The sequence below is a fragment of the Streptomyces sp. NPDC059851 genome, from assembly GCF_042732005.1.
Taxonomy (GTDB): Bacteria; Actinomycetota; Actinomycetes; order Streptomycetales; family Streptomycetaceae; genus Streptomyces.
In genome coordinates, this window is the sequence record NZ_JBHWJJ010000037.1 from 1 (window position 1) to 21,156 (window position 21,156).

Sequence of the window (21,156 nt, forward strand, 5' to 3'; positions counted from 1 at the left end):
GCCCCCGGCTCCGGGGCCGGGAGCCGGGGCCGGCTCAGGTGCGTGGTGGGTGGGCGGAGAGGTGCCCGGGCGGGCGGTCGGGCCGGTCTGCCGGGTCGGCCGGGTCGGCCGGGTCGGCCGGGTCAGCCGGACCAGAGCGTCTCCCGGACCTCCTCGGCCGTGGTCGTTCGGATCGTGCCGTCGAGCAGCAGCCAGCGGGTGATCCCGATCGACTCCAGGAACGGCACGTCGTGGCTGGCGACCAGCAGCGCACCCTCGTACGCGTCCAGCGCGCCCGCGAGCTGCCGCACGCTGGCCAGGTCCAGGTTGTTCGTCGGCTCGTCCAGCATCAGCAGCTGCGGAGCCGGCTCCGCCAGCAGCAGCGCCGCCAGCGCCGCCCGGAACCGCTCACCGCCCGACAGCGTGCCCGCCGCCCGTTCCGCGCGGGCGCCGCGGAACAGGAAGTGCGCGAGCCGCGCCCGGATCAGGTTGTTCGAGGCGTGCGGGGCGAACCGGGCCACGTTCGCGGCCACCGACAGGCCGTCGTCGAGCAGATCGAGCCGCTGCGGCAGGAATCCCACCGGAACGTGCCTCTCCACCTCCCCGGCCACCGGGTCGAGCAGCCCGGCGACCGTGCGCAGCAGGGTCGTCTTGCCCGAGCCGTTGCGGCCCACCAGCGCGATCCGCTCCGGGCCGCGCACGTCCCACTCGCCCGGCATCCCCGCGCCGTGGGCCAGTCGCACCCCGCTCAGGCTGAGCACCCGGCGCCCCGGCGGGACTTGGGTCGCCGGAAGCTCGATCCGGATGTCCGCCTCGTCCCGGACGGCTTCCACCGCCTGGTCCAGGCGCTCCTTCGCCTGTGCCAGCCGCTCGGTGTGCAGGGCGCGGTGCTTGCCGGCGGACTCCTGGGCCGTGCTCTTGTTGCCGTTCGCGATGATCTTTGAAGCGCGCTTGGTGTCGTACATCTTCTGCCCGTACTGCCTGCGCCGCGCCAGTCTGACGTGCGCCTCGGCCAACTCGCGCTTCTGCCGCACCACATCGGCCTCGGCGCTCCGGACCAGCCGCTCGGCCGCCTCCTGCTCGGCCGCGAGCTGCGCCTCGTAGTCCGAGAAGTTCCCGCCGTACCAGTGCACTTCGCCTTCGTGCAGGTCGGCGATCTGGTCGACCCGCTCCAGCAGCTCCCGGTCGTGACTGGCCAGGAGCATCACCCCGGACCAGGACTCGACCGCCGAGTACAGCCGGCGCCGGGCTCGCAGGTCCAGGTTGTTGGTCGGCTCGTCCAGCAGCAGCACGTCGGGGCGGGCGAGCAGGAGGGCGGCCAGCCGCAGCAACACGCCCTCACCACCGGAGAGTTCGCCCACCGTACGGTCGAGACCGATCCGGGCGAGGCCGAGCTGTTCGAGGGTGGCATGGGCACGTTCCTCGACGTCCCAGTCGTCGCCGACGGCGGCGAAGTTCTCCTCGGTCGCCTCGCCCGCCTCGATGGCGTGCAGCGCGGCACGGGCGACATGGATGCCGAGCGCCTCGTCGACGCGGAGGGAGGTGTCGAGGGTGACGTTCTGCGGCAGGTGGCCCAGGGTGCCGGCAACGGCCAATTGGCCTTCGGACGGGTTCAGTTCGCCTGCGATGAGCTTCAGCAGGGTGGATTTCCCGCTGCCGTTGCGGCCGATCAGGCCGGTACGGCCGGGGCCGACGGCCAGCTGGAGCCCGTCGAAGACGGCCGTGCCGTCGGGCCATTCGAAGGACAGGGCGGAGCAGGTGATGAAAGCGGCGGACGTCGTACTCATGGAGGCCTCCGGGTTGCGTGAAAGTGTGTGCAACGGGGGAGACGGCCGAGGACGGACCCGGTGGCGAGATCCCGCGGGGCGGCACGGCGGCACGGCTGTGCGGCGGCCGCGGCCGTGGCCTAAGGCTGTGGCCGTGTGGCGGTCGCGGCTGTGTGGCGGTCGCGGCTGTGCGGCGCGGGGCGGGATCGGTTGTGTGACCGGTATACGGGTGTCGGTCGGCGTCTCGGCCTCAGAAGAGCAACGTCCTACTCCGTTTCGACGGGGATGGGGCGTCGACGAAGCTACGGGCGGCCGGAGCCGCCCGCAAACGATTTACGGGCCGGGCCGGGCCGGGCCGGATCGGGTCCGGCCGGATCGGGTCGAGCCGGGTTGGTCCGGGCCGGGGCGGGGGCGGCGCCGGTCGCCGGGTCAGTGGGGGCCGCCGCGCATCAGCTCGGCCAGGCTGTGGTCCATGTCGAGGTACAGGTGCTCCAGCCCCGGGGGGACGATCTCCGCCGCCCGCTCCAGGAACCGGTGCAACTCGGCCGTGGACATCAGCACGATCGCGACGCCCTCGGGGGCGTGGAACTCGATCGTGGTCCGGTTGAGGTCGTAGGGCCGGACCCGCACGTCGCCGTGGCCCGTCGGGCGGTCCAGGCCCGACTCCAGGAGCTCGCGCCCGAAGGTCCACGAGACCTCGACGCCCTCCAGCGTTGCGGGGGCGGGGAAGGCCATCCGCACGGCGAACGGATCCGCACGGTCGTAACAGAGGGTGACGGGTACGGTCTCGACCTTCGGCGCGGTGGCCACCAGACGTGCCTGCACAGGCTGCTCGATGACGGTGATCAAGGCTCGCTCCCTTGCGGCGGAATTCCTGCCGGGCACGGGTGGAACCCGGCATCCGGATAGACGCCGCAATCGGCGAATCCGTGCACGGCCAATGACGTGAGCTGTGTCACCGCCTGGCTGGAACGCATCCGTTTGATCGCACAGAGTAATCGGTGTGGGGGTTGTGTCCGAAGGGGAGTCACTTCCTGCCGCATGGTCCGGAGTGGTCGCAGAAAGGCTGGTTCCCGCTCACTCCACAGGCGCAAAGCATCGCCCTGGTCTCGCTGCGGACGGTCCCGTCCGCGGTCGTCACGCGCAGCTCGCCGCGGACCACGAGCTGACCGGCCGGAGTCCGTACGACCGTCGTCGGCCGGCTCGGTTCCTCGGGCGGCCCGTCGGTGAACCGGTACTGCAGCGCCCCCGACGGGCACCGCCGGATCACCTCCGCGACCCGCTCGGCATCCGCGCCGTCCGGCTGTACCCAGGGTCGGGCACCCGTGTCGAACACCTCGGGCAGGCCGCGCACGCATTCGGCGGCGTGCAGGCACCGGCCGATCTCGTACGTGACGGTGATCTGCTTGCCCGGATAGGCCTTTGGCTGCGTGTGCCGCTCGGGCCGCTCGGGCTGTTCGGGCCGCTCGGGCTGCATGGAAGGCATGCCCCCACGGTAGGAAGGCGGAGGCGGGGACGCACCCTGGACGGCGGATCCGGGGTGCATTAGCTTCCGGCGCCATGAGACTTCTGGGAGTTGGCATGCTCGCGGCAGCCTTGGCGGTGGGGCCGCTGGTGGCTCCGGCACGGGCGGACGCTGGCGGGACGTCGGAAACGTACGAGGTGGAGGGAAACTCCGGGACCGGGGAGTTGGGGGAGCTGCACGGCGCGGGCTGGGCGCTGAAGCAGACCGGCAAGGACGCCCGGTTCCGCGGATTGGCCGCGGTCAACCGCTCCACGGCCTGGGTGGCCGGCTCCAAGGGCACCGTGTTGCGGACCGTAGACGGCGGTCGGACCTGGCGGGACGTATCACCCCCCACCGCCGCGGCCGAAGGCCTGGAGCTGCGCGACATCGAGGCCTTCGACGCGCGCCGCGCGGTCGCGCTCTCGATCGGGGAAGGAGAGGCCTCGCGGGTGCTGCGCACCGAGGACGGCGGCAGGACATGGACGGAGACCTTCCGGAACACCGACCCGCGCGCCTTCTACGACTGTCTGACCTTCTTCGACTCCCGGCACGGCCTGGCCGTGAGCGACCCGGTGGACGGCAGGTTCCGCATCCTGTCGACGGACGACGGCGGCCGTAGCTGGGCGGTGCTGCCGAACACCGGCATGCCGGAGGCGCTGCCGGGCGAGGCCGGCTTCGCCGCGAGCGGCCAGTGCCTGGTGAGCGCCGGCCCCCGGGACGTGTGGCTGGCCACGGGCGGGGGCGCAGCCGCCCGGATCCTGCACTCGCCGGACCGCGGCCGCACCTGGAGGGCCGCCGAGTCCGGCATCCCGGCCGGCGACCCCGCCAGGGGCGTCTTCGCCCTGGCCTTCCGCGACCGTACGACGGGACTCGCCGTCGGCGGTGACTACCGCACCGGCCAGGCCTCCCCGCAGGCCGCCGCCCTCTCCGCGGACGCGGGCCGGAACTGGACCCCGTCCGGGAACCCGCCGCCCGCCTACCGGTCGGGCGCGGCCTGGCTCCCGCACACGCGCGGCGCGGCCCTCGCCGTGGGGCCCACCGGTACGGACGTCACCACGGACGCCGGCCGCACCTGGCGGGCGCTGGAGCCGGGCTCGTTCGACACCGTCGACTGCGCGGCCGACGGCGGCTGCTGGGCGGCGGGGGAGAAGGGACGGGTGGGGCGGCTGGAACGCCGGTGAGCGGAGCGCCGGTGATCAGTCGGTCGGCTTCGTGAACAGGTCCATGCTGCCGAAGTGGCTCGGCACGAAGCCCGCCGCCTTGTAGACGGGCTCGCCGGCGGCGCTGGCGTGCAGCTGGATGTAGTGGATCCCGATGCCGTTCAGCCACGCGACGAGCCCGTCGACGATCCGTCGGGCATGGCCCTGCCCGCGGAAGGCGTCGTCGGTGACGATCCCGTCGAGGTAGCCGCGGCGGCCGTCGGTGTACTGGGGCCTGGGCAGGTGGTACGTGACCCAGGCCATCCCGGTGGCTGCGAGGGGCTCGCCGGGTGCTCCGCCGACGACGAGGCAGTGCACGTCGGACCGGTCGTTGATCCGCTCCAGGAACCACCCCGGGGCGACGTCCCGCCAGGCGGCATCGGCGGGCCCGGGCTCGACGCCGAGCGCGGCAAGCGCGACGGCCCGCAGTCGGATGAGCTCGGGTATGTCGGCGGGGGTGGCGGGACGGGGGTGCATGGTGGCTCCTGTGGGTGTGGGCGGGCTGGGGGTATGGGGACGGAGATGGGGTCGGTGATGGTGGTGGTGTGTGCGGTGAAGGTGGCGCTTCGGGGGACCGGTGCCGGCCGGACGGAAGCGCAGCCACAAGCCACGCCGGACCGGGGGCGGGCGCGGGCGCCGGATCGGGCAGCAGCGCAAAGGGAGGCCGGGGCGGGCGGCAGCCCGCGAAGGGGCGGTCAGGCCGGAGGGGGTGCGGCTGACGGGATGCCCTCCGACGGGGCCGGGCTGGCGGGCGTAGCGCCGCGGCGCGCGGACACACGCGGGCAGGACCGGGCTGTCGGGCGGAGGCGCGGCGATCGGGATGCCGCGCCCAGGGGCCGGCAGCCGGACGGTGCCTGCGGCGATCGGGATGCCCGCCCCCGGGGTCGGGAGGGTGTCCGGGGCTTCCCGGCCGCCCATCCTCCTTCCGGTGCGGGTCGGCCCGTAAAGGGCGCTCCTTCGTCGCGTCGCGCTGCGATGGCCTTCGGCCACCCTTGACGGGCCAACCCGCACCGGAATGCCAACAGACTGCCGGGAAGCCCCGAAGGATGGCCAGGGGGACGAGTCGAGGAACGGCCCCATCAGAGCAGCGGGCCCCGCGCTCCGCTTTGCCGTGACGCCATGAGCCCGGGACCAGGTCGGCCCGGAACCGCGGCGCGGGCACATGAGCCCTTCCCCGGGGCCAGTGAGGAAGCTCCTCCGTGCGGGGGCGGCCCACCCTGCAGGACATGTCGACGAGATGCACATCGGGACACGCGAGACGCGACAGATCGCTACGTGGTCCCCTTTCCTCGGCGTCTGCCGCCTGCCCGGGGCCGGACTAAACCGCCCACGGTCAGCAGGGTGCTCCGGCCCGCGGGCCCGGCCGACCGCGCCTCCGCCCTGTCCGTCGGCACGGCTTCCGGCTTCCGGCCGCGCGGCTTCTGCCCCACGGGTCACCGCGGCCGCAGGGGCTCCGGCCTTGTCCCCGGGCGGCTCGCCCCCCGCGGCCGCAGGGGCTCTGCCCTCGTTCTTCGCCCCGCGCGCTGGCCCTTCGCCCCGCGCCCCCGCGGTTCGCCCCGCGGCCGCCCCCAGCCCCCCGACCCGCCTCCGAGCCGAGCCGTCCCGTACCCCTACGTCGCCAGGTGTTCTCGCACCGCGGCCAGGTCCGCTGACGTCTTCGTGGCGATGAACTCCGTGATGCGGTACTCGCAGAGGCCGGCCGCCGTGAAGGGGTCCTCCTCCGCGATCCGCTCGATCTCCGCACGGGAGACTCCCGCCGCCAGGATGATGCCGCCGTCCCGCGGGACCTTGCGGCCCGAGGCGAGGAAGACTCCCGAGGCGTAGTAGCGGTCGAGCCAGGCGATGTGGGCGTCCAGCTCTTCTTCGACGGCTTCGATGGGCGCTGTATAGGTGAGCTCCATGACGAACATGATCGTCAGGTTACTCTCGCACCATCATGACGAGTGTGAAGACCCCCGCCAGCGAGGCAGAGGCCCGGGCGGTACAGGATGAACTGCGCAATCTGGTCGTGCTCGACGAGCCCGGGCCGTCGCCCGGGTGCGGGCTCGTCGCCGGGGTGGACGTCGCGTACGACGACGAGCGGGACCTGGTCGCCGCCGCGGCCGTCGTCCTCGACGCCGCCACCCTCGACGTCGTCGAGGAGAGGACGGCCGTCGGGCAGGTCAGCTTCCCGTACGTGCCGGGGCTCCTGGCCTTCCGGGAGCTGCCCACCGTCCTGGCCGCGCTCGACGCCCTGACCGTGGCCCCGGATCTCGTCGTCTGCGACGGCTACGGACTCGCCCACCCCCGCGGCTTCGGGCTGGCGTGCCACCTCGGGGTGGTCACCGGGCTGCCCAGCATGGGCGTGGCGAAGAACCCGTTCACCTTCACCTACGAGGAGCCCGGTACCCGGCGCGGGGACGCCGCCGCGCTGCTCGCCGCCGACGGGGCCGTCGTCGGGCGGGCCCTGCGGACCCAGGACGGGATCAAGCCGGTGTACGTCTCCGTCGGCCACCGGATCTCCCTCGACAACGCCTGCGCCCACGCCCTCGCGCTGAGCCCGAAGTTCCGGATCCCGGAGACCACCCGGCATGCGGACTCCCTGTGCCGGCGGGCCCTGCGCGAGGCGTCCTGAGGCGCGGCGCTTCGTCAGCCCACCGCCGCCACCCGGAACCGGATCCCCGCCTTCTGCAGCCGTTCCAGCAGGGCGTCGCCCATGGCCACCGCCGTGGTGAGCTGGCCCGCGCGCTGCGGCAGGGTGTCGTACGCGAGGCAGAGCGCCGACTCGGCCAGCATCTTGGCGGTCTCGCCGTAGCCGGGGTCGCCGCCCGACACCTCGGTGAACACGCGCTGGCCACCGCCCTCGCCCACGAAGCGGACCGTGAACCAGCTGCGCGCCCGCCGCTCGGCGTCCGGGCCCTCGCCCGGCCCCCAGTGGCCCATCAGCCAGCGCCGGGCCGGCGGCACCTGGGCCACGGCTGCCGCCGCGCCCACCGCCGCCGCACCGCCGACGGCGACCGGGAGGTGCTTGACCGAGGCGTAGTGCCGGTAGCGGAAGTCCGGCCCGTACCGCTCCAGCGCGGCCGCCGAGCGGGTCACGATCCGCGGGTCCAGGGAGGGCAGCGGCACCGCCCAGGTGCCGGTCTCCCGGCTGAACCGCGGTGCGCCCAGCGGCCCCCGCACGCGTCGCCCCGGCAACCGGGGCTCGTACAGTCTGCGGGCGCGTGCCGCGGCCATGGCCTGTGGGCCGCGGGCCATGGCGGTGAGGGCGGAGGCGAGGGTGCCGCCCGAGAAGAGGGCGTTGGACCGCATGAACCCGTCGACCTGCAGCGGCGTGCCCTCGGGCAGCTGTTGCACCGTGAAGTACGTCCCCAGGTCGGCCGGGATGCAGTCGAAGCCGCAGGCGTGCACCAGGCGTGCCCCGGTCTCCCGGGCGCGGGCGTCGTGCTCGACGTACATGCGGTCCACGAACTCCGGCTCGCCGGTGAGGTCCACGTAGTCGGTGCCCTCCTCGGCGCACGCGGCGACCAGCTCCGCGCCGTACAGGACGTACGGTCCGACGGCGGTGGCGAGGACGCGGGTGGCGGCGGCCAGCTCCCGCACGGCGGCCGGGTCGGAGGCGTCCGCGCGGAGCAGCGGCACGTCGGCGCATCCCGGGTACCGGGCGGCGAGGCGTTCGCGCAGCCGTTCCAGCTTGCCGGGGTCGCGGCCCGCGAGGGCCCAACGGCATCCGGCGGGGGCGTGCCCGGCGAGGTACTCGGCGGTGAGGGCCCCCACGAACCCGGTCGCACCGAACAGCACGAGGTCGTGGGCCCGGTCGTGCCCCGGTGCCGTCCGCCCGCCTTGCCGAACCTCTTCGTCCATCACGGCTCCTCCCAGCTCGTACTGGTGGCCGAGGCTAGCGTGCGACGGGCGGGAAACGGCCGGCGCCCCGCCAGCGGCCCGGAGGGGCTGCTGGCGGGGCGCCGCGTGCGGACGTCCGACGTGTGCAGGTGGGGTGACCAGCGGGTCAGTTGTCCTGGTACATGCCGAACACGTCGACGATGAGGTCGACGTTGCCGTCGCTCTGGTTCCAGAAGTCGACGATGCCGTTGGAGCCGGTGCTGGCCTGGACGAGGTTCGGCACCGTCTTGCCCACCGTCCAGTTGAGGGTGGAGGACGTGGGGGCAGTCGGCCAGGTGGCCGTGTCGTCGATGTACGCGTCGATGGTGTTCGGGTCCGGGGAGACGGCGAGGTAGCCGTTGTCCTTGGTGTTGGTCACCGTGGAGTTCAGCACGAAGCCCGTGATGCCGGGCTCGCCCGCCGCCAGCGGCAGGTAGATGTAGCCGCGGCCGCCGAGCGGGCCTTCGCCCCAGGTGGCGTCGTCGCGGGTGTCGAGCAGGCGCTCCGGCTGGAACGGCAGGTAGGCACCCTGGCTGGCGGGGCTGTAGTAGCCGACGACGTCGACGATGACGTCGGCCGGGTTCCAGCCGCCGTTGCGGACGACGATCTTGCCGTCGGGGCCGACGGGGACGATCACCGAGTTGGCGATGGTCTGGCCGGCGGTGAAGTTCACGTTGGAGGCGGTCGGGGCCGACTGGCCGCTCGGGTAGACCGTCAGGTGGCCGTCGCTCTTGGGGTTGGTGACGGTCACGTTGAGGGCCACGGCCTTCACGCCGGAGGCGGGGACCTTGCCCTTGCCGGCGATCTGGACGTTGAAGGAGCCGTATCCGGCGACCTGGCCCTGGGCGGTTCCGGTGCCGTTGCGGGTGTCGACGAAACGTTCCGGCGCCAGGGGCGTGTAGCCGCTGGAGGCGGACTGGGTGAAGTAGCCGGTGACGTCGGCGATGAGGTCGACCGACTCCCAGCCGCCGTTGTACAGGTTGACGTAGCCGTTGGCGCCGACGGGGACGATGACCAGGTTCGGGACGGTCTGACCCGGGGCGAAGTTCACGTTGGACGTGGTGGGGCGGTCGTCGCCGTCCGCGTAGGCCGTGACGTGGCCGCCGCTGGTGGTGTTGGTGACGGTGACGTTGAGGACCACCGCGGTCACGCCCGCCGGGATGCCGCCGTTGCCGGCGATCTTCACCTTGGCGGAGGTGTACTTGGCGATCTTCGCCTTCGGCGCGCCCGTGCCGTTGCGGGTGTCGAGCAGGCGGGTCGGGCCGTACGGGGTGTAGTCGGAGCCCTCGGTGGTGAGCTGGACCTCGTTGGTGACCGCAGTGCCCGTGCCGGAGTCCGTCACGGTGACCTTGACCGTGTACGTGCCGAGCTCCGCGTAGGTGTGCTCGCTGCTGACCGGCTGGCCGCTGCCGTCGTACGAGGCGTTGGTGGTGGCGCCGTCGCCCCAGGCGATGGTGACGGAGGCGTTGGTGGCGAGGTTCTCCACCCAGACGTCGAGGGCGACCCCGTGGGCGCTCATGGTGTACGCGTCGACGCCCACCTGGAAGTCGGCGGCGGCGGCCTCGGCCGCCATGGTGCCGGCGCCGGTGCTCGGGGCGGTCGACTGCGGGGTGGCGAACCCGCCCCCGGTGGTCGGCGCCGGCGCGGTCCGGGTGGACTCGGCGGCGGGGCTGCTGAACTTGGTCTTCTCCACCGCGTCGGCCGGGATCAGGTCGGGGGTGGTGAGGCCCTGGGCGCCGCCGCTGGCGGCCGGATCGGCGGCCTGGGCCGTGCCCGGGATGAAGGAGATGCCTGCTGCGAGCACGGCGGCGGATGCTGCGAGTCGGCGGTAGGACACCGAGCCCCCAATAGGTCAGGTAGCCCTCGGTCAGGGCTGGAGCCCGCTCAGATTACATAGGCGATTTTCGGCCATCCACGGGCCCCCGCATTCGCCCCCCGCCGCTACGCAAAAAGCCCCGGAAAACGGCCTGAAGGGCCGTTCCCGGGGCGTTGTGCCGGAGTGCTACCGATGGGTTCAGTTGTCCTGATACACGCCAAAAATGTCGACAATGAGGTCGATGTTGCCGTCGCTCTGGTTCCAGAAGTCGATGATCCCGGACGGGCCGCTCGCGGCCTGGACGAGGTTCGGGACGGTCTTGTTCACGGTCCAGTTCAGCGTGGACGAGGTGGGGGTGGGCGGCCAGATCTCGGTGCCGTTCTCGTAGTCGCCGAGCGAGTTCGGGTCCGGCGTGACGGCGAGGTAGCCGTTGTCCTTGGTGTTGGTCACGGTGGAGTTCAGGACGAAGCCCTTGCTGTGGGGGAGGCCGTTGCCGAGCGGCATGTAGATGTAGCCGCGGCCCTCCAGCGGGCCCCACGCCCACTTCGAGCCGTCGCGGGTGTCGAGCAGGCGCGCGGGCTTGACCGGGACGTACGCGTTCGCGCTGTCCGGGCTGTAGTAGCCGACGACGTCGACGATGACGTCGGTGGGGTTCCAGGCGCCGTTGCGCACGGTGATCTTGCCGTCGGGGCCGACGGGGACGATGACCGAGTTGGCGATGGTCTGGCCGGTGGTGAAGTTCAGGTTGGAGGCGGTCGGTGCCTGCTGGCCGCTCGGGTAGACGGTGAGGTGGCCGTCGCTCTTCGGGTTGGTGACCGTGACGTTCAGTGCGACGGCCGTGGCGTTGGAGGAGACCCAGCCCGTGCCGGCGACCTGGGTGGTGAAGGTGCCGTACCCCTTGACCTGCCCCCGGGCGGTGCCGGTCCCGTTGCGGGTGTCGACCAGGCGCTGCGGCGCGAGCGGGGTGTAGCCGCTGGAGGCGGACTTGGTGAAGTAGCCGGTGACGTCGGCGATGAGGTCGACCGACTCCCAACCGCCGTTGTACAGGTCCACGTAGCCGTTCTTGCCGACGGGGACGATGACCAGGTTCGGGACGGTCTGGCCGGGGGCGAAGTTCACGTTGGACGTGGTCGGCCGCTCGGCGCCGTCGGCGTAGGCGGTGATGTGGCCGCCGCTCGTGGCGTTGGTGACGGTGACGTTGAGGGCGACCGAAGTCACTCCCTCGGGGATGCCGTCGATGCCGGCGATCTTCAGCCGTGTCACGCCGTAGGCGGGCACCTTGCCCTGCTCGGCGCCCGTGCCGTTGCGGGTGTCGAGCAGGCGCTTCGGGCCGTACGGCGTGTAGTGCGAGCCCCGGGTCCAGACGGCGACCTGGTTGACGGCCGAGGCCTGCGTGACCTGGTCCGTCACGGTGACCTTGACCGTGTAGCCGCCGGGCTTGCCGTACTGGTGCGCGGTGGTGACGGTCTGACCGCCGGTGGAGGTCTCCTGGCTCGTCGCGCCGTCGCCCCACTCGATGCTGATCGACACCGGGTTGGTGGTGCCGGTGGTGACGGTGTCCAGTTCCATGCCGTGGGCGCTGGTGGTGAAGGCCGCCAGCTCCAACTCGATGCCGCTCGTGGCGGCCTCGGCCGCGACGGAGGCGTTGCCGGCGGCGGGAGCCTGCTTGACGGAACGATTCGCCGGACTGTTGAACGTGGTGGTCTCGGGCTTCACGTTCTTCGCCGCGTCCGGCGCGGTGACACCGTGCGGCTTGGGCTTGCCGGCTGCCGGGTCGGCCGCGTGGGCCGCGCCTGGGACGAGAGAGATGCCGGCCGCGAGGACGGCGGCGGATGCTGCGATTCGGCGGTAGGACACCGAGCCCCCATGAAAAGTTGTTGAGCCCTTGATCAAGGCTGAAGCCCGCTCAGGGTACATAGCTCCGCCGACATCGGGGACACGGGTTTGCGCAGGCCGGAGGGGCAATCGCCGGAGGGGTACGGTCCGGTTGCCCGGTCGACGGCGGTGGACGGGGCTAGCGTGAGCCCGGGCCCGCTCGCGCGGGCGCGTGCGACGGTGGTGAATGGAGGTGCGCGTGAAGGCTGCGCTGCGCAAGTGGGAGGCGGTGCGGGAGTTCGCCCTCGGGCTTCCGGAGGCGGTGGAGGAGTTCCCGTGGGGTCCCGAGGACTGCGTCGTGAAGGTCAACAAGAAGATCTTCGTCTTCCTGGGCAGCACCGACGGCCCGCAGCCGATCGGTCTCTCCGTCAAGCTGAAGGACGAGGCGCTGCACGGCCACGCCCTGTCCGCCCCCGGGGCGGAGCCGACCGGCTACGGCCTGGGCCGGTCCGGGTGGGTCTCGGTGCCGTTGGAGGAGAAGGGTGCGCCCTCCTCCCAGGTGTTGTGCGAGTGGGTGGAGGAGAGCTACCGGACGGTGGCCCTGAAGCGGCACGTCAAGGAGTTGGACGCGCGGAACGCGGCAAACGGCTAAGCGCTTGCTCTTGTGCTGAGTGGAACGCGTTCCTAGCATCGCTGGTGTTACATCAGTTGTGTCACACTCGCACACCAGGATTGCTGGGGGCTCGATGGCAGTGACAGGTGCCGGGCACGAGCACGGGCACGACGCACACGAGGACGGCCAGGATCAAGGCCAAGGTCGCGGTCAAGCCCAAGACCTGGGACAGGGCCAGCGCCAGGACCAGGCCCACGCGCGCGGGCAGCGGTACGGCGCCCGCGGCCCCCTCTTCGGCGTGCGCGTCGTCGAGCTGGCGGGCATCGGTCCCGGCCCGTTCGCAGCGATGCTCCTCGCGGACCTCGGGGCCGATGTCGTACGGGTGGACCGCCCCGGCGGCGCCGGCCTGGCGATCGACCCGGCGTACGACATCACCAACCGCAACAAGCGCTCCGTCCTGGTGGACTTGAAGTCCCCGCAGGGCCCCGCCCACGTCCTGGACCTCGTCGAGCGGGCCGACGTCCTCATCGAGGGCATGCGCCCCGGGGTCGCCGAGCGGCTCGGCGTCGGCCCGGCCGACTGCCTCGCCCGCAACCCGAAGCTCGTGTACGGCCGGATGACCGGCTGGGGCCAGGACGGCCCCCTCGCACACGCGGCCGGGCACGACATCGCCTACATCGCCGTCACCGGCGCCCTCGGCATGATCGGCACCCCGGACGGGCCCCCGGCCGTCCCCGCGAACCTCCTCGGGGACTACGCGGGCGGCTCGCTCTACCTCGTCATCGGTGTCCTCGCCGCCCTCCAGCACGCCCGGACCCCGGCGGGCACCGGCCAGGTCGTGGACGCGGCCATCGTCGACGGCACGGCCCACCTCACCGCCATGATCCACGGGATGATGGCGGCCGGCGGCTGGCAGGACCGGCGCGGCGCCAACCTCCTCGACGGCGGCTGCCCCTTCTACGGCACCTACGAGACCGCCGACGGCGGCCACATGGCGGTCGGCGCCCTGGAGCAGCAGTTCTACGACCGGTTCACCGAGCTGCTCGGCCTCCCCGACCGGTCATCCGCCGCCCGCAAGGCCCCGGCCCGCTGGGGCGAGCTCCGCGAAGCCGTCGCCGCGCGCTTCAAGTCCCGTACGCGCGAGGAGTGGACGGCGGTCTTCGAGGGGACGGACGCCTGCGTGGCCCCCGTCCTGTCGCTGCGCGAGGCCCCGCACCACCCGCACCTCGCCGCCCGCGGCACCTTCACCGACGTCGGCGGGATCACCCAGCCCGCCCCTGCCCCCCGGTTCTCCGCGACGCCCGCCGCGGTCGTCGGCGGCCCCGCGCAGCCGGGGGCGGACACCGCATGCGTGGCCCGGGACTGGGACGTGCCGGGCCTGACCGGAAAGGGCGGCGACGCCTGATGGAACTGTCGATGATGCTCGACTACGCCGGCGACCCGCGCCGGGCCGCCGACGAGGCGGCCGCCCTGGAGTCGGCCGGCCTCGACGCGGTGTGGGTCGCCGAGGCGTGGGGCTTCGACGCGCCGACGATCATGGGCTACCTCGCGGCCCGCACCGAGCGGATGAAGATCGGCTCGGCCATCGTCAACGTCTACTCCCGCACCCCCGCCCTCATCGCCCAGACCGCGGCCGGCCTGGACGCCCTCTCCGGCGGCCGCGCCCTGCTGGGCCTGGGCGCCTCCGGCCCGCAGGTCGTCGAGGGCTGGCACGGAAAGCCGTACGACCGGCCGCTCGGCCGGACCCGTGAGACCGTCGAGCTGTGCCGCCGGATCTGGCGCCGCGAAACCATCGACCACCACGGCATCACCGACATGCCGCTGCCGGAGGAGAAGGGCGGCCGGCACGGCAAGCCGCTGAAGATCCTCACCCGGCCCGTGCGTCCCTCCATCCCCGTGTACATCGCTTCCCTCGGCCCGGCGAACGTCCGCATGACCGCGGAGATCGCCGACGGCTGGTTGCCCACCCTGTTCGTTCCGGAGAAGGCCCGCGCCGTGTGGGGCGGCCCGCTCGCCGAGGGCGCCGCGCGGCGCGACCCCGCGCTCGGCCCGCTGCAGACCGTCGCGGGCGGCCTGCTCGCCATCGGCGAGGACGCGGCCACCGTACGGGACCTCGCGCGCCCGCAGATCGCGCTGTACGTCGGAGGAATGGGCGCGGTCGGCAAGAACTTCTACAACGACCTCGCCGTCGCCTACGGCTACGAGGAGGAGGCCAGGAAGATCCAGGAGCTCTACCTCGCCGGCCGCAAGCGCGATGCCGCGGCCGCCGTGCCGGACGAGTTCTGCGAGCTCATGACGCTGTGCGGGCCCGCGGGCTACGTACGCGAACGGGTGGAGGCCTTCCGCGAGGCCGGGGTCACCATGCTCAACGTGACGCCCGTCGGCCCGGAACCCGCCCGGCTGATCGAAACCGTCAAGAGCTGGCTCCAGTAGGGGGATCCGATGCAACGCCGCATCTTCGACGCCGACCACGAGGCGTTCCGCGAAACCGTCCGCACCTTCCTCGACAAGGAGGTGCTGCCGCACTACGAGCAGTGGGAGAAGGACGGCATCGTCAGCCGCGGGGCCTGGCGGGCCGCCGGTCGGCAGGGGCTGCTGGGCCTCGCCGTCCCGGAGGAGTACGGCGGCGGTGGGAACACCGATTTCCGCTACGCCGCCGTGATCGCCGAAGAGTTCACCCGGGCGGGCACCCCGGGCCTGGCGATCGGCCTGCACAACGACATCATCGGCCCGTACCTGACCCACCTGGCCACCGAGGAGCAGAAGCGCCGCTGGCTGCCGGGGTTCTGCTCCGGCGAGACGGTCACCGCGATCGCGATGACCGAGCCGGGCGCCGGCTCCGACCTCCAGGGCATCCGCACCAGCGCCGAGGACCGCGGCGACCACTGGCTCCTCAACGGCTCCAAGACCTTCATCTCCAACGGCATCCTCGCCGACCTGGTCATCGTGGTCGCCAAGACCACCCCCGAGGGCGGGGCGCACGGCCTGTCGCTGCTCGTCGTGGAGCGCGGCGCGGAGGGCTTCGAACGCGGTCGCAACCTCGACAAGATCGGCCAGAAGGCCCAGGACACCGCCGAGCTGTTCTTCAACGACGTACGCGTCCCCAAGGAAAACCTCCTCGGCGAGCTGAACGGCGCCTTCGTCCACCTGATGAACCACCTCGCCCAGGAGCGGCTGGCCATCGCGATGGCCGCCGTCGCAGGCGCCGAGCACCTGCTGGAGACCACCACCCGCTACGTCAAGGAACGCGAAGCCTTCGGGCGGCCGTTGTCCAAGCTCCAGCACGTCCGCTTCGAGATAGCGGAGATGGCCACCGAGTGCGCCGTCACCCGCACCTTCGTGGACCGCTGCATCACCGACCACTCCGCCGGCGAACTCGACCACGTCCACGCCTCCATGGCGAAGTGGTGGGCGACCGAGCTCCAGAAGCGGGTCGCCGACCGCTGCCTGCAACTCCACGGCGGCTACGGCTACATGACCGAATACCGGGTCGCGCGGGCGTTCACCGACGGCCGCATCCAGACCATCTACGGCGGCACGACCGAGATCATGAAGGAGATCATCGGTCGTTCCCTGCTCGGCTAACCTCCCCCGAAAGGCTTGACCAGTGAGCACCGAAGCGTACGTGTACGACGCGATCCGCACGCCGCGCGGCCGCGGCAAGGCCAGCGGCTCCCTGCACGGCACCAAGCCGATCGACCTGGTCGTCGGCCTCATCCACGCCCTGCGCGAGCGCAACCCCGGCCTGGACCCCGCCGCCATCGACGACATCGTCCTCGGCGTCGTCGGCCCGGTCGGCGACCAGGGCTCCGACATCGCCCGCATCGCGGCCGTCGCCGCGGGGCTGCCGGACACGGTGGCGGGCGTGCAGGAGAACCGCTTCTGCGCCTCCGGCCTGGAGGCCGTGAACATGGCCGCCGCCAAGGTCCGCTCCGGCTGGGAGGACCTGGTCCTCGCGGGCGGCGTGGAGTCGATGTCCCGGGTGCCGATGGCCTCGGACGGCGGCGCCTGGTTCAACGACCCGATGACGAACTGGGACGTGAACTTCGTCCCCCAGGGCATCGGCGCCGACCTGATCGCCACCATCGAGGGCTTCTCCCGCCGCGACGTCGACGAGTACGCGGCCCTCTCCCAGGAGCGCGCCGCGACCGCCGTGAAGGAGGACCGCTTCGCCCGGTCCCTCGTCCCGGTCACCGACCGCAACGGCCTCGTCGTCCTCGACCACGACGAGTTCATCCGCCCCGGCACCACCGCCGACACCCTCGCGGGGCTCAAGCCGTCCTTCGCGGACATCGGCGAACTCGGCGGTTTCGACGCCGTCGCCCTGCAGAAGTACCACTGGGTCGAGAAGATCGACCACGTCCACCACGCGGGCAACTCCTCCGGCATCGTCGACGGCGCCTCGCTCGTCGCGATCGGCTCCCGCGGGGCGGGCGAACGCGCCGGCCTCACCCCGCGCGCCCGGATCGTCTCCGCGGCCGTCTCCGGCTCCGAGCCCACGATCATGCTGACCGGCCCCGCCCCCGCCACCCGCAAGGCCCTCGCCAAGGCCGGCCTGACCATCGACGACATCGACCTGATCGAGATCAACGAGGCCTTCGCCGGCGTCGTCCTGCGCTTCGTCAAGGACATGGGCGTCTCCCTCGACAAGGTCAACGTCAACGGCGGCGCCATCGCCCTCGGACACCCGCTCGGCGCCACCGGCGCGATGATCCTCGGCACCGTCATCGACGAACTGGAGCGCCAGGACAAGCGCTACGGCCTCGTCACCCTCTGCGTCGGCGGCGGCATGGGCGTCGCAACCGTCGTCGAGCGCCTCTGAAACCGTCCTGCACCCCCCTGATCCCCTCCTCCGACACGGCTGACACGGAAGTAGCGAACATGAGCGAGTCCACCACGATCCGCTGGGAGCAGGACGAGACCGGCGTCGTCACCCTCGTCCTCGACGATCCCGACCAGTCCGCCAACACGATGAACCAGGCCTTCAAGGACTCCATCGCGGCCATCGCGGACCGCGCCGAGGCCGAGAAGGACTCCATCCGCGGCATCATCTACACCTCCGCCAAGAAGACCTTCTTCGCCGGCGGCGACCTCAAGGACATGATCCGGCTGCGCCCCGAGGACGCACGGCTGGCCTTCGACACCGGCACCGAGATCAAGCGGTCGCTGCGCCGCATCGAGACCCTCGGCAAGCCGGTCGTCGCCGCGATCAACGGGGCCGCCCTCGGTGGGGGCTACGAGATCTGCCTCGCCTCCCACCACCGGATCGCCCTCGACGCGCCCGGCTCGAAGATCGGCCTGCCCGAGGTCACCCTCGGCCTGCTCCCGGCCGGCGGCGGCGTCACCCGCACCGTCCGCCTCATGGGCATCACCGACGCGCTGCTGAAGGTCCTGCTCCAGGGCACCCAGTACACCCCGCAGCGCGCCCTGGACAACGGGCTCGTCCACGAACTGGCCGCCACGCGCGAGGAGATGCTCGCCAAGGCGCGCGCCTTCATCGACGCCCACCCCGAGTCACAGCAGCCCTGGGACGTCCCCGGCTACAAGATCCCCGGCGGTACGCCGTCGAACCCGCGGTTCGCCGCCAACCTCCCGGCGTTCCCCGCGAACCTCAAGAAGCAGCTGAACGGGGCCCCGTACCCGGCGCCGCGCAACATCATGGCCTGCGCCGTCGAGGGTGCCCAGGTCGACTTCGAGACCGCCCTGACCATCGAGGCCCGGTACTTCACCGAGCTGGTGACCGGCCAGACCGCCAAGAACATGATCCAGGCGTTCTTCTTCGACCTCCAGGCCGTCAACTCCGGACGCAGCCGCCCGAAGGGCTTCGAGCCCCGCCCGGTCCGCAAGGTCGCCGTCCTCGGCGCCGGCATGATGGGCGCGGGCATCGCGTACTCCTGCGCCCGCGCCGGCATCGAGGTGGTCCTCAAGGACGTCACCGCGGAGGCCGCCGCGAAGGGCAAGGCGTACTCGGAGAAGCTCCTCGACAAAGCGCTCGCCAAGGGCCGGACCACCGAGGCCAAGCGGGAGGCGCTGCTGGCCCGGATCACCCCGACCGCCGACCCCGCCGACCTGGCGGGTTGCGACGCCGTGATCGAGGCCGTATTCGAGGACACCGCCCTCAAGCACCGCGTGTTCCAGGAGGTCCAGGACGTCGTCGCCCCCGACGCGCTGCTGTGCTCCAACACCTCCACCCTGCCCATCACCGGGCTGGCCGAGGGCGTCGACCGGCCCGGCGACTTCATCGGGCTGCACTTCTTCTCGCCCGTCGACAAGATGCCCCTCGTGGAGATCATCAAGGGCGAGCGCACCGGCGACGGGGCCATCGCCCGCGCCTTCGACCTCGTCCGGCAGATCAACAAGACCCCGATCGTGGTGAACGACTCCCGCGGCTTCTTCACCTCGCGGGTCATCGGCCAGTTCATCAACGAGGGCGTGGCGATGGTCGGCGAGGGCATCGAACCCGCCTCCATCGAACAGGCCGCGGCCCAGGCCGGCTACCCGGCCAAGGTGCTCTCCCTGATGGACGAGCTCACCCTCACCCTCCCGCGCAAGATCCGCAACGAGACCCGCAAGGCCGTCGAGGCCGAAGGCCACTCGTGGACGCCCCACCCGGCGGACGTGGTAATCGACCGGATGGTCGACGACTTCGGCCGCCCCGGGCGCAGCGGCGGCGCCGGCTTCTACGAGTACGACGAGGCGGGCGGGCGGGTCCGGATCTGGCCGGGGCTGCGCGAGCACTTCGCCAAGCCGGACGCGGACATCCCCTTCGAGGACATGAAGGAGCGGATGCTCTTCTCCGAGGCGCTGGACACCGTCCGCTGCCTCGACGAGGGCGTGCTGACCTCGATCGCCGACGCCAACATCGGCTCCATCATGGGCATCGGCTTCCCGGCCTGGACCGGCGGCGTCATCCAGTACATCAACGGCTACGAGGGCGGCCTGCCGGGCTTCGTGGCCCGCGCGCGGGAGCTGGCCGCCCAGTACGGCGAGCGGTTCACCCCGCCCGCCTCGCTGGTCGCCAAGGCCGAACGCGGCGAGACGTACGCCGACTGACCGGTCCGGCTCGGTCCGGCCGCTCCCGGGGACCGCGGGTCCCGGGAGCGGCCGCCGTATGTTCCGCCCGGTGCCGGGCGGTGTCAGGCGGTGCCGGGGCGGTGTCAGGCGGTGCCGGGCAGGGCGGCGAACACGCCGCGCAGCTGCGTCCCGTCGGGCAGGGTCCAGCCGGTGACGACGGCGGCTTCGCCATCGGACGGCGTACCCGGCCGCAGTACGCGGGTCACGAACAGGGCGGCGGGCAGCCCGTCCACCCGGACCTCGGTGCCCTGCCGCCCGTGCGCGACCCGCGGGACGGCGGCCGGGGCCGGCCGCGCGGAGGCAGGGCGCTCAACGGCGACCGTCGGGTCGGGGGTGTCGGAGACGCTCTGCGCCTGCGGCTCGGCCTCGCCCCGCAGCAGGGCGAGCAGCCGCTCCACGGCCACCGGGTCGTGGGTGGCGTCGTAGATCCAGCGCTTGCCGAGCACACCGTGCTCCGAGGTGCCCAGCAGGCCCGCCTCGGCGCCGTCGAGCGGGGCGCCCCGGTAGGTCAGCGGCACGTGGTAGGCGACGGGCGGTTCGGCGGAGGCGTCGGCGACGACCATGAAGTCGATGCCCACCTCGCCCTCCGGGTCGTCGATGCGGAACCCGCCGGCCCTGACCGGCTCCGGGGCGCCGCCGGTGGTGGTGTACCAGGGCTGCCCGGGGAGCCACGCGGCGAGGAGCTCCAGCTTGGTGGGGGTCATCGTGGTTCTGTGGATCACTGCCATGCGGCCGAACCTACCGTGCTGCCAACCGAGTTGGGAGTTCCGTGCACGGCGGGGTCAATCGCCCGTGGCGAACGCCGCCTTCAGCTCCTCCTTCAGCGACCGCTGGAAGGCGGTCACCAGGGCCTGCACCATCATCGGCTGCATGTGCGCCGACAGCGCCTTCATGGACTCCACCCGCTCCGGGTCGTCCTCGCCCTCGGTGAACGGCCCCCACACCTCGTCGCGGAAGAGCCGGGTCAGCTCCTGCGCCGTCGCCCGCGCATGCTCCAGCATCACCCGCCGTGCCGCCAGGATCGTCCCGTGGGAGATCGGCACGTCGAGCAGTGCCACCCCGAGCCGTAGCAGCGACAGGTCCACCCGGAACCCCCCGCTGCTGTCCGCGATCACGTCCATCGCGGCGAGGCGGCACAGGTCCTCCTCCGGCAGCGGCCGTCCGGCCCGTCTCTCCAGCTCCTCCCGCGACACCTCCTCGGCCGAGTCCGGCGCCCAGGTCGACACCAGCGCCCGGTGGACGGCCAGGTCGTGTGCGCTCAGGTCGTCGGGCAGGGCGTCCAGGTAGCGCTCGATGGCGGACAGGGTCATGCCCTGGTGCTGGAGCTCCTCGATCAGCGCCAGCCGCGAGAGGTGCTCGGGCCCGTAGTGCCCCACGCGACGCGGTCCGATCACGGGAGGGGGCAAAAGGCCGCGGGTGCTGTAGAACCGTACGGTGCGGACGGTGACCCCCGCCCGGGAGGCGAGCTCGTCGACGGTGAGCGTGGGCTCGGGCACCCGGGTGGTCATGGTCTCTCGCCCCGCTCTCTG

The 21,156-nt window shown here is 72.4% G+C and carries 18 protein-coding genes; 8 read left to right on the top strand and 10 right to left on the bottom strand.

What is annotated here, in order from left to right; genetic code table 11:
* Positions 1-122: 122 nt before the first annotated feature.
* The 3 genes from ACFV7Q_RS15545 to ACFV7Q_RS15555 all read right to left on the bottom strand — a co-directional run bounded on the left by ACFV7Q_RS15545 (position 123) and on the right by ACFV7Q_RS15555 (position 3,222).
* Positions 123-1,766 carry an ABC-F family ATP-binding cassette domain-containing protein gene (locus tag ACFV7Q_RS15545; RefSeq protein ID WP_385428614.1) on the bottom strand — a complete coding sequence of 548 codons (1,644 nt, stop codon included), beginning with the start codon at positions 1,764-1,766 and terminating at the stop codon, positions 123-125.
* A 408-nt stretch (positions 1,767-2,174) separates the two neighbouring features.
* Positions 2,175-2,594, bottom strand: a complete 420-nt coding sequence (locus tag ACFV7Q_RS15550) for an SsgA family sporulation/cell division regulator (RefSeq protein ID WP_385428616.1) — start codon at positions 2,592-2,594, stop codon at positions 2,175-2,177.
* A 178-nt stretch (positions 2,595-2,772) separates the two neighbouring features.
* A complete protein-coding gene (locus tag ACFV7Q_RS15555; RefSeq protein ID WP_385428701.1) occupies positions 2,773-3,222 on the bottom strand; it encodes a (4Fe-4S)-binding protein in 450 nt (149 codons plus the stop codon).
* 104 nt (positions 3,223-3,326) lie between these two features.
* Here ACFV7Q_RS15555 and ACFV7Q_RS15560 point away from each other — a divergent pair, with 104 nt between their 5' ends.
* Complete coding sequence (locus ACFV7Q_RS15560) at positions 3,327-4,430, top strand: WD40/YVTN/BNR-like repeat-containing protein (protein WP_385428618.1); 1,104 nt, start codon at positions 3,327-3,329, stop codon at positions 4,428-4,430.
* 15 nt (positions 4,431-4,445) lie between these two features.
* Here the strand turns inward: ACFV7Q_RS15560 and ACFV7Q_RS15565 are convergent, their stop codons facing one another.
* Complete coding sequence (locus tag ACFV7Q_RS15565) at positions 4,446-4,925, bottom strand: GNAT family N-acetyltransferase (protein WP_385428620.1); 480 nt, start codon at positions 4,923-4,925, stop codon at positions 4,446-4,448.
* A gap of 1,133 nt (positions 4,926-6,058) precedes the next feature.
* Positions 6,059-6,358 (bottom strand): YciI family protein, encoded by a 300-nt coding sequence (locus ACFV7Q_RS15570; RefSeq protein WP_385428622.1) that lies wholly within the window; start codon positions 6,356-6,358, stop codon positions 6,059-6,061.
* 26 nt (positions 6,359-6,384) lie between these two features.
* Here ACFV7Q_RS15570 and ACFV7Q_RS15575 point away from each other — a divergent pair, with 26 nt between their 5' ends.
* A complete protein-coding gene (locus ACFV7Q_RS15575) occupies positions 6,385-7,062 on the top strand; it encodes an endonuclease V (protein ID WP_385428624.1) in 678 nt (225 codons plus the stop codon).
* Between the two features lie 14 nt (positions 7,063-7,076).
* Here ACFV7Q_RS15575 and ACFV7Q_RS15580 read toward each other — a convergent pair whose 3' ends face one another.
* The 3 genes from ACFV7Q_RS15580 to ACFV7Q_RS15590 all read right to left on the bottom strand — a co-directional run bounded on the left by ACFV7Q_RS15580 (position 7,077) and on the right by ACFV7Q_RS15590 (position 11,982).
* Positions 7,077-8,291, bottom strand: coding sequence for a saccharopine dehydrogenase family protein (locus ACFV7Q_RS15580; protein ID WP_385428626.1), 1,215 nt, complete (start codon positions 8,289-8,291; stop codon positions 7,077-7,079).
* A gap of 145 nt (positions 8,292-8,436) precedes the next feature.
* Positions 8,437-10,146 (bottom strand): hypothetical protein, encoded by a 1,710-nt coding sequence (locus ACFV7Q_RS15585; protein ID WP_385428627.1) that lies wholly within the window; start codon positions 10,144-10,146, stop codon positions 8,437-8,439.
* A gap of 177 nt (positions 10,147-10,323) precedes the next feature.
* A complete protein-coding gene (locus ACFV7Q_RS15590) occupies positions 10,324-11,982 on the bottom strand; it encodes a hypothetical protein (RefSeq protein WP_385428629.1) in 1,659 nt (552 codons plus the stop codon).
* A 205-nt stretch (positions 11,983-12,187) separates the two neighbouring features.
* Between ACFV7Q_RS15590 and ACFV7Q_RS15595 the strand changes: the two genes are divergently transcribed.
* From ACFV7Q_RS15595 to ACFV7Q_RS15620, 6 genes are all read left to right on the top strand, one after another.
* Positions 12,188-12,592 (top strand): MmcQ/YjbR family DNA-binding protein, encoded by a 405-nt coding sequence (locus ACFV7Q_RS15595; RefSeq protein WP_385428631.1) that lies wholly within the window; start codon positions 12,188-12,190, stop codon positions 12,590-12,592.
* Between the two features lie 94 nt (positions 12,593-12,686).
* The gene (locus tag ACFV7Q_RS15600) at positions 12,687-13,958 is read left to right on the top strand and encodes a CaiB/BaiF CoA transferase family protein (RefSeq protein ID WP_385428633.1); all 1,272 of its coding nucleotides are present in this window, start codon (positions 12,687-12,689) and stop codon (positions 13,956-13,958) included.
* Entirely contained in the window at positions 13,958-14,986 is a 1,029-nt protein-coding gene (locus ACFV7Q_RS15605) for an LLM class F420-dependent oxidoreductase (protein ID WP_385428635.1), read from the top strand. The genes ACFV7Q_RS15600 and ACFV7Q_RS15605 overlap by 1 nt, the downstream gene beginning before the upstream one ends.
* 9 nt (positions 14,987-14,995) lie before the next feature.
* The gene (locus tag ACFV7Q_RS15610) at positions 14,996-16,138 is read left to right on the top strand and encodes an acyl-CoA dehydrogenase family protein (protein WP_385428636.1); all 1,143 of its coding nucleotides are present in this window, start codon (positions 14,996-14,998) and stop codon (positions 16,136-16,138) included.
* Positions 16,139-16,160: 22 nt separating this feature from the next.
* Positions 16,161-17,375 carry an acetyl-CoA C-acetyltransferase gene (locus tag ACFV7Q_RS15615; RefSeq protein ID WP_385428638.1) on the top strand — a complete coding sequence of 405 codons (1,215 nt, stop codon included), beginning with the start codon at positions 16,161-16,163 and terminating at the stop codon, positions 17,373-17,375.
* 59 nt (positions 17,376-17,434) lie between these two features.
* Entirely contained in the window at positions 17,435-19,606 is a 2,172-nt protein-coding gene (locus ACFV7Q_RS15620) for a 3-hydroxyacyl-CoA dehydrogenase NAD-binding domain-containing protein (protein WP_385428640.1), read from the top strand.
* A 104-nt stretch (positions 19,607-19,710) separates the two neighbouring features.
* On the opposite strand, the gene ACFV7Q_RS15625 is transcribed toward ACFV7Q_RS15620, so the two are convergent.
* Both ACFV7Q_RS15625 and ACFV7Q_RS15630 read right to left on the bottom strand, forming a co-directional pair.
* Positions 19,711-20,355 carry a 1,4-alpha-glucan branching protein gene (locus tag ACFV7Q_RS15625; protein WP_385428641.1) on the bottom strand — a complete coding sequence of 215 codons (645 nt, stop codon included), beginning with the start codon at positions 20,353-20,355 and terminating at the stop codon, positions 19,711-19,713.
* A 54-nt stretch (positions 20,356-20,409) separates the two neighbouring features.
* Complete coding sequence (locus ACFV7Q_RS15630; protein WP_385428643.1) at positions 20,410-21,135, bottom strand: MerR family transcriptional regulator; 726 nt, start codon at positions 21,133-21,135, stop codon at positions 20,410-20,412.
* Between the last annotated feature and the right edge of the window lie 21 nt (positions 21,136-21,156).

What these genes read in the sequence shown, in the direction of transcription:
- ACFV7Q_RS15545 (WP_385428614.1), bottom strand. Translation starts at nt 1,766, where the DNA reads ATGAGTACGACGTCCGCCGCTTTCATCACCTGCTCCGCCCTGTCCTTC.
- ACFV7Q_RS15555 (WP_385428701.1), bottom strand. Translation starts at nt 3,222, where the DNA reads ATGCAGCCCGAGCGGCCCGAACAGCCCGAGCGGCCCGAGCGGCACACG.
- ACFV7Q_RS15560 (WP_385428618.1), top strand. Translation starts at nt 3,327, where the DNA reads ATGCTCGCGGCAGCCTTGGCGGTGGGGCCGCTGGTGGCTCCGGCACGG.
- ACFV7Q_RS15565 (WP_385428620.1), bottom strand. Translation starts at nt 4,925, where the DNA reads ATGCACCCCCGTCCCGCCACCCCCGCCGACATACCCGAGCTCATCCGA.
- ACFV7Q_RS15570 (WP_385428622.1), bottom strand. Translation starts at nt 6,358, where the DNA reads ATGTTCGTCATGGAGCTCACCTATACAGCGCCCATCGAAGCCGTCGAA.
- ACFV7Q_RS15575 (WP_385428624.1), top strand. Translation starts at nt 6,385, where the DNA reads ATGACGAGTGTGAAGACCCCCGCCAGCGAGGCAGAGGCCCGGGCGGTA.
- ACFV7Q_RS15580 (WP_385428626.1), bottom strand. Translation starts at nt 8,291, where the DNA reads ATGGACGAAGAGGTTCGGCAAGGCGGGCGGACGGCACCGGGGCACGAC.
- ACFV7Q_RS15595 (WP_385428631.1), top strand. Translation starts at nt 12,188, where the DNA reads ATGGAGGTGCGCGTGAAGGCTGCGCTGCGCAAGTGGGAGGCGGTGCGG.
- ACFV7Q_RS15600 (WP_385428633.1), top strand. Translation starts at nt 12,687, where the DNA reads ATGGCAGTGACAGGTGCCGGGCACGAGCACGGGCACGACGCACACGAG.
- ACFV7Q_RS15605 (WP_385428635.1), top strand. Translation starts at nt 13,958, where the DNA reads ATGGAACTGTCGATGATGCTCGACTACGCCGGCGACCCGCGCCGGGCC.
- ACFV7Q_RS15610 (WP_385428636.1), top strand. Translation starts at nt 14,996, where the DNA reads ATGCAACGCCGCATCTTCGACGCCGACCACGAGGCGTTCCGCGAAACC.
- ACFV7Q_RS15620 (WP_385428640.1), top strand. Translation starts at nt 17,435, where the DNA reads ATGAGCGAGTCCACCACGATCCGCTGGGAGCAGGACGAGACCGGCGTC.
- ACFV7Q_RS15625 (WP_385428641.1), bottom strand. Translation starts at nt 20,355, where the DNA reads ATGGCAGTGATCCACAGAACCACGATGACCCCCACCAAGCTGGAGCTC.
- ACFV7Q_RS15630 (WP_385428643.1), bottom strand. Translation starts at nt 21,135, where the DNA reads ATGACCACCCGGGTGCCCGAGCCCACGCTCACCGTCGACGAGCTCGCC.